This is a genomic window from Leucobacter sp. (assembly GCF_053528595.1).
On sequence record NZ_JAIVPF010000007.1, the window covers coordinates 43,441 to 58,411 of the forward strand.

The 14,971-nt window shown below is 66.0% G+C and carries 11 protein-coding genes and 1 tRNA gene; 6 read left to right on the plus strand and 6 right to left on the minus strand.

Annotation, left to right across the window (positions count from 1 at the left end):
• The first annotated feature begins 105 nt into the window (after nucleotides 1-105).
• From gyrB to ACWKZU_RS01110, 6 genes are all read left to right on the plus strand, one after another.
• Nucleotides 106-2,103: a DNA topoisomerase (ATP-hydrolyzing) subunit B gene (gene gyrB, locus ACWKZU_RS01085; RefSeq protein WP_449280545.1), complete on the plus strand. Its 1,998-nt coding sequence runs from the start codon at nucleotides 106-108 to the stop codon at nucleotides 2,101-2,103.
• A gap of 25 nt (nucleotides 2,104-2,128) precedes the next feature.
• On the plus strand, nucleotides 2,129-4,672 hold the full coding sequence (gene gyrA, locus ACWKZU_RS01090; protein WP_449280595.1) for a DNA gyrase subunit A: 2,544 nt from the start codon (nucleotides 2,129-2,131) through the stop codon (nucleotides 4,670-4,672).
• Nucleotides 4,665-5,072, plus strand: a complete 408-nt coding sequence (locus tag ACWKZU_RS01095; RefSeq protein ID WP_449280546.1) for a DUF3566 domain-containing protein — start codon at nucleotides 4,665-4,667, stop codon at nucleotides 5,070-5,072. Before gyrA ends, ACWKZU_RS01095 begins: the two co-directional genes overlap by 8 nt.
• A gap of 97 nt (nucleotides 5,073-5,169) precedes the next feature.
• A tRNA-Ile gene (locus ACWKZU_RS01100) sits at nucleotides 5,170-5,243 on the plus strand.
• Nucleotides 5,244-5,416: 173 nt separating this feature from the next.
• Nucleotides 5,417-5,629: a helix-turn-helix transcriptional regulator gene (locus tag ACWKZU_RS01105; RefSeq protein WP_449280547.1), complete on the plus strand. Its 213-nt coding sequence runs from the start codon at nucleotides 5,417-5,419 to the stop codon at nucleotides 5,627-5,629.
• Nucleotides 5,630-5,719: 90 nt separating this feature from the next.
• Entirely contained in the window at nucleotides 5,720-6,826 is a 1,107-nt protein-coding gene (locus tag ACWKZU_RS01110; RefSeq protein WP_449280548.1) for a tyrosine-type recombinase/integrase, read from the plus strand.
• A 63-nt stretch (nucleotides 6,827-6,889) separates the two neighbouring features.
• Here the strand turns inward: ACWKZU_RS01110 and ACWKZU_RS01115 are convergent, their stop codons facing one another.
• The 6 genes from ACWKZU_RS01115 to ACWKZU_RS01140 all read right to left on the minus strand — a co-directional run bounded on the left by ACWKZU_RS01115 (nucleotide 6,890) and on the right by ACWKZU_RS01140 (nucleotide 14,677).
• The gene (locus tag ACWKZU_RS01115) at nucleotides 6,890-7,498 is read right to left on the minus strand and encodes a hypothetical protein (RefSeq protein ID WP_449280549.1); all 609 of its coding nucleotides are present in this window, start codon (nucleotides 7,496-7,498) and stop codon (nucleotides 6,890-6,892) included.
• 9 nt (nucleotides 7,499-7,507) lie between these two features.
• A complete protein-coding gene (locus tag ACWKZU_RS01120) occupies nucleotides 7,508-7,969 on the minus strand; it encodes a single-stranded DNA-binding protein (RefSeq protein ID WP_449280550.1) in 462 nt (153 codons plus the stop codon).
• 47 nt (nucleotides 7,970-8,016) lie between these two features.
• Nucleotides 8,017-9,834, minus strand: a complete 1,818-nt coding sequence (locus ACWKZU_RS01125; protein ID WP_449280551.1) for a type IV secretory system conjugative DNA transfer family protein — start codon at nucleotides 9,832-9,834, stop codon at nucleotides 8,017-8,019.
• Entirely contained in the window at nucleotides 9,831-10,313 is a 483-nt protein-coding gene (locus ACWKZU_RS01130) for a hypothetical protein (RefSeq protein ID WP_449280552.1), read from the minus strand. The genes ACWKZU_RS01125 and ACWKZU_RS01130 overlap by 4 nt, the downstream gene beginning before the upstream one ends.
• Nucleotides 10,314-10,570: 257 nt before the next feature.
• Nucleotides 10,571-13,591, minus strand: a complete 3,021-nt coding sequence (locus ACWKZU_RS01135) for a hypothetical protein (RefSeq protein WP_449280553.1) — start codon at nucleotides 13,589-13,591, stop codon at nucleotides 10,571-10,573.
• A gap of 72 nt (nucleotides 13,592-13,663) precedes the next feature.
• Nucleotides 13,664-14,677 (minus strand): DNA-processing protein DprA, encoded by a 1,014-nt coding sequence (locus ACWKZU_RS01140; RefSeq protein ID WP_449280554.1) that lies wholly within the window; start codon nucleotides 14,675-14,677, stop codon nucleotides 13,664-13,666.
• Between the last annotated feature and the right edge of the window lie 294 nt (nucleotides 14,678-14,971).

Genomic DNA, 14,971 nt, shown 5'->3' on the forward strand with positions numbered 1-14,971 from the left:
AGCCCGCAATGGGGCATTCCGGGGCTGATTCTTGATAAGCTGGTGTGCGGACGTGTCCGGCGTGCAAAAACGCTCTGAGAGGCCCAGAAAAGGATTATTCAAGGCATGAGTTCAGAACAGGCTGCGGCCGCGGAAGACTACGGCGCCGGTGCGATCCAGGTGCTCGAGGGCCTCGAGGCGGTACGCAAGCGGCCTGGCATGTACATCGGGTCCACGGGCCCGCGGGGTCTGCACCATCTCGTCTACGAGATCGTCGACAACTCCGTCGACGAGGCGCTCGCCGGCTACTGCGACACGATCGACGTCACGATCCTCGAAGACGGCGGTGTGCGCGTCATCGACAACGGGCGAGGGATCCCGGTCGATCCGCACTCATCCGACCCGAGCAAGTCGACGGTGGAGGTCGTACTCACGGTGCTGCACGCCGGAGGCAAGTTCGGCGGCGGCGGGTACGCGGTCTCCGGCGGCCTGCACGGTGTGGGCTCGTCCGTCGTGAACGCGCTGTCGAGCCGGTTCGAGGTCGAGGTCAAGCGGCAGGGTTTCACGTGGAACATGTCCTTTACCGGCAGCGTCCCCGACGGTCCCCTGACGCAGGGAGAGCCGAGCGAGGAGACCGGCACCACGATCACCTTCTGGCCCAGCGCGGAGATCTTTGAGACGATCGAGTTCGACTACCAGACGCTGCGCACGCGGTTCCAGCAGATGGCCTTCCTCAACAAGGGCCTCAAGATCGTGCTCACCGATCTGCGCCCGCAGGAGCCGGTTGAGAATCAGGAGGGCGAGCTCGTCGCGCCCGCCGCGCCGCACGACGAGTTCCTCTACGAAAAGGGGATCGAGGACTACGTCCACCACATCAACTCGACGAAGCGCGCCGAGCTGGTGAACGACGAGATCATCTCGTTCGAGCTGGAGGACACCGAGCGCAAGATCTCCGCCGAGGTCGCGATGCAGTGGACCACGGCGTACACCGAGAGCGTGCACACCTACGCCAACACCATCAACACGCATGAGGGCGGCACCCACGAAGAGGGATTCCGCGCCGCTCTGACGACGCTGGTGAACCGGTACGCGCGCGAGAAGAACATCCTGCGCGAGAAGGACGACAACCTCTCCGGCGACGACGTGCGCGAGGGGCTCACCGCGGTGATCTCCGTGAAGCTCGGCGAACCGCAGTTCGAAGGCCAGACCAAGACGAAGCTCGGGAACACCGAGGCCAAGGCCTTCGTGCAGAAGGTGGTGGGGGATCAGCTCGGCGACTGGTTCGAGCGCAATCCCGGCCCGGCGAAGGACATCATCCGCAAGGCGATCCAGGCGGCGACCGCGCGTCTGGCCGCCCGCAAGGCCCGCGAGACCGCGCGGCGCAAGGGCCTACTCGAGTCCGGCGGCATGCCGGGCAAGCTCGCCGATTGCACGAGCAAGGATCCCTCGATCTCCGAGATCTTCATCGTCGAGGGCGACTCCGCGGGCGGATCGGCGAAGACCGGGCGAAACCCCCATACGCAGGCGATTCTCCCGCTCAGGGGCAAGATCCTTAATGTGGAGAAGGCCCGCCTCGACCGAGCCCTGGGCAACGCCGAGGTGCAGGCCATGATCACGGCGTTCGGCGCCGGCATCGGGGAGGAGTTCGACCCCGAGAAGGCCCGGTACCACAAGATCGTGCTCATGGCCGATGCCGATGTGGACGGTCAGCACATCACCACCCTGCTGCTCACGCTCCTGTTCCGCTACATGCGCCCGCTCATCGATCTCGGCTACGTGTACCTGGCTCAGCCCCCGCTCTATCGGATCAAGTGGGCCAACGCCGAACACGAGTACGTGTTCAGCGACGCGGAGCGAGACATCCGTCTGAGCGCCGGTGCGGAGAACGGACGCCGGCTCGTCAAGGAGAGCGGCGTGCAGCGCTACAAGGGCCTCGGCGAGATGAACCACGAGGAGCTGTGGGACACCACGATGAACCCCGAGACCCGCACGCTGCTGCAGGTCACCATGGAGGATGCCGCCGCGGCGGATGAGATCTTCGCCACGCTGATGGGCGAGGACGTGGAGGCCCGCCGCAGCTTCATCCAGCAGAACGCGAAGGACGTGCGCTTCCTTGACATCTGAGAACCAGAATCCGGATCCCGACACCGTGCAGGACGAGACGACGGAGCCTCAGGAGGAGGCCGTCCACGGCAAGATCGACCAGGTCGATCTGCAGCTCGAGATGCAGCGCTCGTACCTCGACTACGCCATGAGCGTGATCGTCGGGCGCGCGCTGCCCGACGTGCGCGATGGACTCAAGCCGGTGCACCGCCGCGTGATCTACACGATGTACGACGGGGGATACCGCCCCGACAAGGCGTTCTCCAAGTGCACGCGCGTCATCGGCGATGTCATGGGCCAGTTCCACCCGCACGGCGACAGCGCGGTGTACGACTCCCTCGTGCGTCTCGTGCAGCCGTGGTCGCTGCGCTACCCGCTGGCGCTCGGCCAGGGCAACTTCGGCTCGCCCGGCAACGACGGAGCCGCCGCGCACCGGTACACGGAGACCAAGATGTCGCCGCTCGCCATGGAGATGGTGCGCGACATCGACGAGGACACGGTCGACTTCCAGGACAACTACGACGGCCGCACGCAGGAGCCGACGGTCCTCACCAGTCGCTTCCCGAACCTCCTCGTCAACGGTTCCGTCGGCATCGCGGTCGGCATGGCCACCAACATTCCGCCGCACAATCTGCGAGAGGTCTCCGAGGGCGCGATCTGGCACCTCGAGCACCCCGAAGCAACGCGCGAGGAACTGCTCGAAGCGCTCATGGAGCGCGTGCACGGCCCCGACTTCCCGACCGGTGCGCAGATCCTCGGCACCAAGGGCATCCGCGACGCCTACCGCACCGGCCGCGGCTCGATCACCATGCGTGCGGTTGTCAACATCGAGGAGATCCAGGGCCGCACCTGCCTCGTCGTGACCGAGCTGCCGTATCAGGTCAACCCCGACAACCTCGCGGTCAAGATCGCGGACCTCGTCAAGGACGGCAAGGTGCAGGGCATCGCCGACATCCGCGACGAGAGCAGCGGGCGCACCGGCCAGCGCCTCGTGATCGTACTGAAGCGCGACGCGATCGCCAAGGTCGTGCTCAACAACCTGTACAAGCACACGCAGTTGCAGGAGAACTTCGGCGCGAACATGCTCGCGATCGTGGACGGCGTGCCGCGCACGCTCGCGATCGACGGCTTCATCACGGCCTGGGCCAAGTTCCAGGTCGAGGTCATCGTGCGCCGCACGGAGTACCGCCTCAAGAAGGCGGAGGCCGAGGCCCACATCCAGCGCGGCTACCTGAAGGCCCTCGATGCCCTCGACGAGGTCATCGCGCTGATCCGTCGCTCGCCGACCGTCGACGAGGCGCGCGAGGGTCTCATGGCGCTGCTCGGCGTGGACCAGATCCAGGCAGACGCGATCCTCGGCCTGCAGCTGCGCCGCCTCGCGGCCCTCGAGCGGCAGAAGATCCTCGATCTGGCCGCCAAGCTCGAGGCGCAGATCAAGGAGTACCAGGGCATCCTCGAGTCGCCGGTCGAGCAGCGCAGCATCGTCATCGGCGAGCTGAGCGAGATCGTCGACAAGTTCGGCGACGAGCGGCGCACCACGATCCTGCACGGCTTCGACGGCGACATGTCGATGGAGGACCTGATCCCCGAGGAGGAGATGGTCGTCACGGTGACGCGCGGCGGATACGTCAAGCGCACCCGCATCGACAACTACCGCTCGCAGCACCGCGGCGGCAAGGGCGTCAAGGGCGCGCAGCTGCGCGCCGACGACATCGTCGAGCACTTCTTCGTCACCACGACGCACCACTGGCTGCTGTTCTTCACGAACACCGGTCGCGTCTACCGCGCGAAGACGTATGAGATCCCCGAGGGCGGTCGCGACTCCAAGGGACAGCACCTCGCCAACCTGCTGGCGCTGGCGCCCGACGAGTCGGTCACGCAGATCCTCGACGTGCGCGACTTCGCCGCCGCCGGGTACCTGGTGCTCGCCACCCGGGACGGCCTCGTCAAGAAGACCGCGCTCGAGGAGTACGACACGAACCGCACGGGCGGCATCATCGCGATCAAGCTGCGCGAGGGGGACGAGCTGGTATCGGCGCTCCTCGCCGAGGCGACGGACGACGTGCTGCTCGTCTCGCGGCACGGCATGTCGGTGCGATTCACCGCCTCTGATCAGGCACTTCGTCCTATGGGCCGGTCCACGAGCGGCGTGCGGGGCATGGGCTTCCGCGAGGGCGACTCGCTGCTGTCGGCCTCCCGGATCAACGGTGCCGAGGGGTACGTCTTCGTGGTCACCGAGGGCGGCTACGCGAAGCGCACGGCCGTCGACGAGTACCGCGTGCAGAACCGCGGCGGTTACGGCATCAAGGTGGCGAAGCTCGACGAGAACCGCGGCGACCTGGTCGGCGCGCTCATCGTCGGGGAGACCGACGAGGTGCTCGCCGTGCTGGCGAGCGGTAAGGTGGTGCGATCGAGCGTCGCAGAGGTGCCGGCGAAGGGGCGCAACACCATGGGTGTGGTCTTCGCACGATTCCCAGAGGGGGACCGTATCATTGGCATCGCGCGAAATTCGGAGCGCGGGCTCGATGACGAGGAGTCCGAGGCCCAGGGCGCCGAAACCGCTGACAACAAGGAAGACGTGAATGAGTAACACTGTCGCCGACAAGCTGGCAAAGAAGACCCGGAAGAAGGCGCCTGCGAAGCAGGTGCGCCTGAAGCTGGTCTACATCGACTTCTGGTCGGCCGTGAAGTTCTCCTTCCTGGTGTCGATCTGCCTCGCGATCGTGAGCGTCGTCTCGACGGTGCTGATCTACACGGTGCTCACGCAGACCGGCGTCTTCGCACAGGTGGACACGCTGTTCATGGACATCGTGGGCGAGGACAACAGCCTGATGAAGGTCATCGGCTTCCCGCAGGTCTTCGGATTCGCCGTCGTGGTGGGGATCCTCAACACCATCGTCGGCACCGCGCTGGGCGCTGTGGGATCCCTCGTCTACAACCTGCTCGTGCGCGTGCTGGGCGGGTTCCAGCTCGGTTTCACGAGCAACTAGGCCGCGGCCTCGCGGCGCACAGGTCGGGCAACGCGCCCGATATCCGGGTTCGATTTCGATTTTCGGCTCGGATCGGGTAGAGTCATTGCTTGGTCAAGGGGCTATAGCTCAGGCGGTTAGAGCGCTTCACTGATAATGAAGAGGTCCCAGGTTCAAGTCCTGGTAGCCCCACCGAAAAATGCGGGAAAATCAAGGGTATCCGTGATCATCACGGGAGCAAGACTTGATTGCCTCACGAAAAACTCACGATTTACTCGGCAAAAGAGCCCATTTTGGCTCCTGCCTGTGTGGATGTTTCGAGACATCTGGATACGGCGGTGGGAAGTCCGGGACACCTGTTTGGCATGACCAGACAGAACCCCATCGAACACCTTCAACCCCTTATCAGTTTGCAGGAGCTTGCCGAGTACCTCGGCGTCCCGGTCCAGCGCATCTACGACTGGCGGGCCGCTGGCACCGGACCCCGCGGCTATCGCTTTGGTCGGGAGTTGCGCTTCCGCGTCGCGGACGTGGAGCGATGGCTCGAAGAGCAGGCCGAGTCGTCCGATGGGCGGTGAGCCAGCATGGCTAGGCCACGTACCCCGATCGGGACTTTCGGCGAAATAACTGTCAAGAAATTCGGAGCCAGTTTCATTGCCCGAACACACATGCGCGACTGGGACGGGAAGCTGCGCCGCCTTGAAGCCAGCGCGGCGACCCGTTCCGCCGCGGCAACCCTGTTGAAAGAACGCATCTCCAAGCGTGGCGATCATCGGGCTGGCTCCGGGGTCCTGACCGGAGATACCACCTTCCCTGAATTGGTGGAGTTCTGGATCGACGACATGAAAGCCGACACCCGTCTGGCGCCGTCGACGAAGGACACGTACGAACGCAACATGCGCACTCTCGTCTTTGCCGCGTTCGAGCACTTCACGCTTCGAGAGATTAGTGTCAGCCGAGTCGATCAGTTCCTCAAGCGGGCCTCCACCGTCAGCTACAGTCGCGCCAAGCACGCAAAAGTCGTGCTCGGTCTGATGCTCGGTCTTGCCGCCAGGTATGACGCGATCCCCACCAATCCTGTGCTCTCCACCCGGCGCCTTCACAAGCCTAAGGTGCGGCCGTTGGCGCTCACGATCGAGCAGGTCGACGCGATCCGTCGTGCGGTCGCGAACTGGCGACGTGGACCGAAGCGGATGGGACCGAAACCAGACGGTCAACTGGAAGTCATCATTGAGACGATGCTGGGCACGTCCGCGAGGATCGGGGAGGTCCTTGCAATTCGTGCGTGCGATCTCGACCTGGATGCGCAGACACCCAGCGTGGAGATCACCGGCACGATCGTGCACTTCAAAGGTCAAGGACCCAAGCGACAAGAGTTCCCCAAGACAGACTCCTCGCATCGGCGAATCCCACTGCCTGCGTTCGCGGTGGCGTGCCTGCGGCAGCATCTGGAAGCGAAAGGAACCCCGGCGGGTGAGGTGCTCATATTCCGCACCAGGAATGGGACGCCGTTCAGCACGAACAATGTCCGCACTCGGCTACGGAAGATTCTTGAGGAAGCTGGAATCATGGGCGTCACTCCACATGCTTTTCGACGAACGGTCGCAACGACAATTCACCGTGAAGCCGGCATCAGGCTTGCATCGGAGACGCTCGGGCACAGCTCGGAGGAGGTCACTCGCGTGCACTACATTGAACCCGACGGGATGGTTGACCCGCGAGCCGCACAGATCCTCGAACAACATCTGGCGCCTACTGGTTTGCATGGTCGATGACCTCTGCCGCGTGGAGGTTCGGGTTGAAGCATCGATCCTCACCGTGCCGCCACTCGTGCGTGCTCACGGCACTTCTCCGGTACTCAGCACGAGACCTGCGATGAACTGATCCTCGGTATGGCGACGCGATTCAACATCGGCGTGCATGTGCTCCACGAAGTCTTCCTCACGGTTCGGGATTCGGATGTCTTCGACGGGATCGGGGTCAGGTTCGCCGGGCCAGGCAATGCGACGTGTCGGGCGGTCGGTGTTCAGCCGTGTGCCGCAGGCGGCGGTCCAGTGTCGGAGGCGTTCTTGGGCTTCGGTGAAGTCGCGGTGCCAGACGAGCATCGCGGAGCCTTTGGCTTCGGGGTGGATCGCGCATAGCCAGTGGATGTGCAGCGCGGACAGCTCCCACACCAGCTCCGGGTGGCGGTGCCAGAACGGAGGGATCACCGCGACCGGGAGGCCGTAGGTGTGTCGGAGCCAATGCACCCATTCGTTCAGCGCGAGCCATTCTTCTTCTGCGGCGTCGGCGGTGAGGAGGTTCCAGTTCACCGGCCCCGGAGGCCCCGACTCATCCTCGCCCTGGGTGCCGGGGGTGTCGGTGTCGGGGTCGTAGCTTTCATCGAACTCGTCCTCCGCCACCTCACCTGCATCGACTTCACTGGTGTCGGGCAGTTCATCGGCCATGATCCGTCCTCACCTCCCGATCGCGGCAGCAGCAGAGGTGCGGCGCGGCGTGCCAGGAGACAACGCCGCGTCTTCGAGCCCGGCATCCAGTGAGTCGGACTCCGGGGTGCGTCGGGGCCGGTCGACGGTGTAGCGGGTGCGGGCGAGGTCGTGTCCGATTTTCTTTGCGACGAATTCCTCGGCCATGACGGTCTGCCCGTTGTCGTCGGTGCGGTCGTAGTGGTGGGTGTAACCTTCGGCGACGAACTTGTCGCCTTTCGCGAATCGTTGGTGGGCGCGTTCGGCGGTCTTCCGGAACGCGACGAGGTCGTGGAAGGTGGTCTCGGTCTGCGTGAATGATCCGTCGTCTTCGCGACGGTAGTGCTCCTGCCCGATCTTCACGAACAGCCGTGCGTCACCTTTCTCGGTGAACGACAGGTGGGGTTCGGAAGCGATGAACCCGGACAGGGACTCTTGTGTGTGGATGGTCATTGGACTCTCCTGGTGATGTTCGGGACCCCACGGCTTGGGGTGCTCTGTCACTCAGGTGCGCCCACGGCCCCCTGCTTGCCGCTCTGTGCAGGGGTGTCGTGTTGCAGCAGCTTTTCCACATCACGGCGCTGCGTCTGTAGCTCGTCCGCGTTCTTGCGCCCCGTCCAGGCACGGAGCTTCGCGACGATGGGCGGTGCTGAGCGGAGGAGGATGAGGCCGGTGCCGAATGGGAGGGTGCGGATCACGTCGGGCGGCATGATCGCTACCCGGCGGATGGAGCGTTGTGCGGTGCGGGAGCCGTGGTCGCCGATCGTGGTGGAGTCGGTGATCTCGTCTCGCTCTCCGATCAACGTGGTGAGGTCTTGGAGGTCGCGGCTGTTGGATGCTCCGCCGAGGATGATCTTCACAATGCTGGCGTCCCAGATCGCGCCCGCGGCGTTGTCCGACCACTTCTCTCTAGCCTGGGCGAGGGATTGCAGCACGGGCATCGTCGTGATCCCCGTACCCCCGCCTTCTGCCATCAGTGTGGGGAGGGATGGGAGCGGGGCGAGGTTGCCGATCTCATCGAGGGCGAGGAGCAGTGGCGGGTCGAGTCTGGTCGCGGGTGAGCGTGCGGCGAGGCGGCGTGCGGCTTCGACGAGGTCTTCCACGAACGCCGACACCAGCGCTGCACTGTTGTTCGCCCCCGCCCCGGTCGCGAGGAGGTAGACGGTGCCGCGCTTGCGTAAGAACTCTTCCGGGTCGAACTGCTCGTGCGGTCCTGGGCTCACGGCGTCGAGCACTCGGGGGTCGGCGAGGGCTGCGAGGGAGAGCGAGACGCCTTGCCAGATCGAGTCCCGGGTGCGGGGGTCTGAGTCGATCATCGCCTGCAAAGAGTCTGCCCACCCGGTTGCAGCCTCTGGGTTGGCGGTGAGGATCGCGACGGCATCGGAGGCTGCTGCGGGGTCGAGGGTCCATCGGAACAGTTCGGCTGGGGTTCGGTGATCGAGCGCTGCGGCGTGGAGAAGGGCTTGAAGGGCGGTGCGGGTTTTCCCTTCCCAGAAGTCACCGCCCTCGACACCACCAGCGGACAGGCCGGTGCCGGCAGCAAGACCCGTGGCGCGGACCATCGCCGTCAACGGGTCCTCACACCCACGGATCGGCGACCACCGCAGCCCCGCCGGGACACCTTCGGCCAGGTGCTGCGGGTCAAACACCGCGACCGGCCGCCCGTCGGTGCTGCGGGCAGTGAGCGTGGCGGTGAGGTTATCGGGACGGGTGGAGGTGGTGACGACCGCGCCGGGGGCGTCGAGGATCGCGTTGATGACCACGTGCAGACCTTTGCCGGAACGGGGTGGCCCGATCAGCAGGATCGAGTCCTCCACGCTCGCCCACACGCTCACGCCGCGTGAGGCGCCAAGCAGATAGCCCACGTCCTGCGCTTCGGGCTTCGCCAAGGACGGGCGGAGCTGCCCGCCGCGGCGCAGCAGCGACTTCGCTGATGCCGCGGTGGCGACGTCGGTGCGAGTCGCGATCCCCACGATCCGATACGCGTCGACCTTCGTGCGCCGGTTGTGCTCCAGGAACGCTCGCCACACCCACAAACCCGCTGCACCGACAGCGACGATCAGGAGCCCCGCGACGAGCCAGTAAGCGACGGGGTTGAGACCGTCGGCACCGAGCGCGCTTCCTGGATCAGCAGGGCGCAGAAGCACACCGAGGCCTGCGTCGATGCCACCGGTCGGCTGTCCGATCCCGGTGACCCACGCGGCAATGGAGCCCGCGGCGCGAAGAATGACGGTCAGGACAGCGGCAGCGATCAGGGCGATGATGCCGAGGTTCGCCAGCTCATCACCGAGCGGCCCACCCTGCCTGGGTGTGCTCATGGCAGCCTGCTGATGGTGAGGGTGCCAGAGATACGGCCGAGGAGGATCACTTCACCCGTGGCGGCGACGGCGACCTGTTCGGCGGTGAGGAGGGCGCGGGCGGTGCCGTCGGGGCTGGCATCGGAGTGGACGTGGATGATCGCGATCGCGACATCCTCACCCGGCACAAACCCTGCCCCCTCCACCTGGTGCAGCACGGGCCGGGCCGCCGGCACCGGCAGCGCAACCTTCTCCGGTGCTGGCGGTTCCCACGGCTTGGGTGTGGGGCGTTCGCGTGGTGGGGTGATGATGTCGGTGAACATCGATCCGTCCGCTTCCCTAACCTGAACCCGCAGGGGCGTGCGGTATCGGGCAGCGAGAGCGTCGAGGATCGTGGGGAAGGATTCGCGCCGCCAGCCCGGTGCGAACGGTTCCGGCAGATGCGGCACACTGTCCACGGTGACGGTCATCGCCCCGTCCGCGTCGATGACGAACTCCACCACCGGAACTCTGACCGGCCCACTGCTCCCAGGCGTCGGCGCCTTCGGGGGTTGCGTGTCGGGGGTGGTGCGGCGGTAGCGGGGCTTCGGCGTCACAGGTTGGGTCCTCTCCGGAACGTGCAGGGGTGTCGCCATGCAGGTGTACCCGCGTCGTCCTGGGCGCAGAAAGGTGGGAGGGCACGAACCCGGGGGTGGTTCGTGCCCTCCCGTGCTGACCCGCCACTGGGGTGGGGTGCCGACAGGTCAGCAGCTTGTGATTAGTCCTCCTTTGCTCCCCCGAACTGGGCCGTGAACTCCTCGAACGACAGGTCTTCCTCACGGACGTACCCTGCGCGTTCGCGGGCGATCGCGAGTCGGCGCCCGAACAGAAGCACCGCGCCGGTCGCCGCGGCGATCAGACCGCCGGCGAGGCCGAGCGGCCACCAGCCACCGCCACCGGTCTGCGCGAGTTCGCCCGGGGTACCCGGCGTTCCGGGCTCCTCCGGGGTCTCGGGCACGGGGGTGACGGTGGTGGTTTCGTCCGGTGCACCGCACAGGCCACGGTGCAGGATGAGGCCGTCGGTATCGATGACGGTCTCAACCCAGTAATACGTGCCGACCTGATCGAGCACGACCTCGTCTGAGGTGTACTCGCCGGGACCGGTGAGGTCAATCATCGCGGAGGTGAACACGAGCTCGTCCGCGGTGCACAGCGCCTCATCGGTGTGCTGCCGGTACGACTCGAACACCAGGCGTGCCCCGTCAGGGACGGTGCCGGTGACGGTCGCGACATCGTGCGCCGGCTCACCCAGCATCACACTCGGGACCGCGTTCGTCTTCACGCCGAGCTCTTCGGGCTGCTCGGTGATGACGGTGGTCTCACCCGGCGCCCCGCAAGAGCCTTCGGCGAGCACATCGCCGTCGGCGTCATAGAGGCTTTCGATCCAGTACACGTTCCCTGGTGCAGAGACGGTGGTGGTGCCGGAGTGGTAGATGCCGGCCTGGGTGACGGGGATCTCGTCGCTGACGTAGAACGGTGTCTCACACACCGGCTCGGCCTCTGCTGGGTGCGGCCCGTACGCGCGGAACACCAGGTAGGCGCCGTCGGGAATCGCCGTTCCCTGCACGAGCGCGGTGTCCGAGAACGGTTCCCCGACGAGCGCTGCCGGTGTCGCCTGCGTGATCACCGATACCGGCACCTCAGTATTCGCCTGTGGGACGTAGAAGCGTTCCAGCACATCCGCCGGCGACGACTGGAACGGTTGCACACGGTCGTCGCCCTCGAACGTCGTCACGAGCACGTAGAACCCGGGCTCGGTCGGCACGATCTTGTCGTCATCGGTGTAACCGAGCTTGTAAACCCCGTTCCGTGCCGGCGTCGTAAGCTCCGCCAGCACCGGCGCGGTAATGAGGTCGAGATCATCCGTGAGCTCAGTGTCCATGGCGAACGGGCCGTACACGGTGTGACGGAGTTCATCGAGGTCGGCGTTCCAGTAGCCGTCGCCGGTGAAGTCGCCGTGGTTGGCGGGGAACCCGGTCACGGTGACGACATCGAAGGCGCGGCCGCCGGGGTGCACGTTGTACTCCCGCATCAGCGAGGTCACTGTGATCGGCCACCTGACCGAGGTCGTCTCCACCGTGATGCCGTAGTCGTCCTGCCAATCAGCGGCGAGGTAGTCGCGCACCCACTCCGGTTGTGTGGCCTTTTTGACTTCCCACACCCAGGTCACAAACCCGCCCGACGGAGCCACCACAGGCGGAGACGTGTAGACGCCGGGGCCATCCGCGGTGACCGTGATCGTGCCCAGCGGCACAGCGTTGCTGTCGATCGCCGCGCTCTGGGTTGGTGGCAGGGTGCCGGGGACTTGGTAGACGGTGCCCTCGAAGACCACCGGAATGTGTGCGCCGTCCTGCTTCAACCACGCACCGTTGCTACTGCTGACAGTGATGGTGTCGGTGAGGGCGTTGCCGGGGACGGCGAGCCGCTGATCGGCTTCCGAGATTGCGACGGGCTGGAACGGCACCACCGAGGTCTCTGCCACCTGCCCGAACCGGTCGGTGAACGACTCGGTGAGGTACTTCGCGTTCTGACCGTGGGCGTCCTTGTCGATCGCCCACACCCACGTATAAAACCCCGACTCCGGCGCGACGATCGTGCCCGGCGACGTGTACGACCCGGCACCCGTGAGCGTCACAGTCTCGGTGCCTACGACCGGGGCACCTGCCGGTGGGGTGTCGGCTTCGGCGGGCTGCTCATCGAACGGCCCATACAAGGTGCCGGTCGCGGTCACCTCGATCGGTGCACCATCGAGGTGAATCCACGTACCCTTCGACACCGTGACCGTCAGCCCATCCACGAAAGCGTCACCTTCGGCGACGTAGCGGGAGGCGACCTGGGTGGTGATCTCCGGCTGGAAGTCCAGATCGATCACCGGAGACTGCGCTAATGCCGACAAGCTCGTGGAGGAGCCTGCGACGGCGGCGATGAGGCGCTGCTTCCCGGGTGTCGCGTAGAGATCCAGTGCTGCACCGTACCCGGCGGCGGGCACGGTCATGGATGCCCCGATCCGGTATGACGGCACCCCATCGGCCGGGATTCCGGTGATCGGGTGTGTGCCGACCGCCAAGTTCCGCGTCGAGGCACCGTCAGCGAACAACGCACTGGTAAGCGCCGCGCTCCCGGTGAGTGAGGCCGGGTGAGCCGTGACGGTGAGAGTGCCGGTGTACTGATCCGCCATACTCACCGTAAGGGACAGCGACGGGTCCGTGACCGCGTTCACCGTGGCCTGCTGACGCATCGTCGCAAGATGAGCGAGGATCGTGCCCCGCTCAGACGCGGGCGCAATCGCGACATAATAGTCGTCGCCGGACATGCCGTGCGAGTTGTACATGCCGGGGCTTGCCACCGACCACACGTACAGTGCCACCGCGGCGGTGACATTCGCGTTGGAGGACTGCCCCCACCGATCCAGCACGTAGTTCATTTCCGCGAGCTGCTGACGGGACAGCGAATCCAGCGACGTGATCCGTTCCGGCCCCGCCGTGTTCCCGTAGGGAGGGTCAGCATGGAGGTCCGCACAGTACGCCTGCCGGCCATCGACGCCCGTGTCGTAGGCGCCGAGGAACGCACCGCCAGACCAATAGCCGATGCCCTCACTCGCGGCGTGCGCGGGTTGCGTGCCGAGCGCGAACGATCCGGCGAGGAGGAACAGGGCAAGAAGCACGGACAGCCATCGCCGAATGTTTGTCGGTGGTGGCGCGGCTTCTGGCTGCGGAATATGGGCGAGTGATCCTGACACGAGATGCCTCCCTGACGGTCTGCGAACAGCAACCCGGCACGGGCCGCCTGCACAGCAGGTGCGCCACCGCCCTCACAACACCGGCCCCCGAGGCGGCGCGCTCCGCCCGCCACTGTCCCGGTCGAGTGGACCGACCTCGAGCCCTGCACGCTCCCGCACCGCACGGTGCGCACCGTCACGCACCCCGTGCAGCAGTTCGCGTACGTCGTCGTAGCCGGTGATGATCGACCCGAGCCCGTCACGCAACAGCCGGTGACAGCCAGTGGATGCCGCGGACGTGAGCGGCCCAGGGATCGCCCCGACAGGGCGGCCGAGTTCGATCGCGCGGGCGGCGGTGTGGAGCGTGCCGGAACGGTATCCGGCCTCCACGATGATGACGGTGCCGGAGAGGGCGGCGAGGAGCCTGCTACGTTGCAGGAACCGCCACTTCGTCGGCGTCGCACCCGGCGGCAACTCGCTCACCAGCAGCCCGTCGTTCCCGACCCGTTCGAGCAGATCGGTATGCCCCGCGGGATACGGGCGGTCCAGACCACCGGCAAGCACCGCAATCGTGGAACCACCTGCTCCAAGCGCGGCGCGGTGCGCGGTACCATCGGTTCCGTACGCGCCACCGGAAAGCACCGTTCGAGAGTCTGCGACCGCCGACTGCACCAGCTCTGACGCGACGTGCGCACCATACCCGGTAGACGCACGCGCCCCGGTGACGGTGACGCGATCCCACACCGGTCCGGTCAACAGTCCGGTGTCACCTTTGGTCCACAGCGCGACCGGGACCCGGTCGCCGAGAACCTCGAGCCCGGCCGGCCATTCAGCATCCCCAGGAATCAGCACCCGCATCTCGTGCCGCTCAGTCTCCGCGAGCACCCGCTGGACCTGGGTCGCGTCGATGCGGGGCGCGAGGTGTCGCTGCCAGGTGTCCCCATCCGGTCCCGCCGGCACCTTGTCGGCGGTGGCGCGGGCGACCGTCTCGGATGCGCCCACGGTGCGGAGCATTCGCCCCGTCACCGCATCAGCCGGTTCGGACGCGAGAGCGAGGATAACCCGTGCCGTGCGCTCGTCTGCTGCCAGTTCATTGATGGTGGCCATCAGTGCGTCTCCCTCGGTCGTGGTGAGTCAATCGAGGGGTAGGTGCGACCCCGCACACCGAGGTGATCGTCGTGAGTGGGACCTGCGACTGCGGGAACGCACACTCGCACGCCCTGCGGCTCGGCGGAGGCTGCCGGGATGAGGCAGAGTCGGGCTTCAAGAGCCCTGAACTGTGTCGTTTGTCTCTAGACCCGCATCTTCTTGACTGAGTTTCATGCCCGCCAGGTGCGTCTTCCCAGCCCCCAGGCTGGACTCCACAGCCGTCACGATTCTCGACAATCCATCACAAAATCC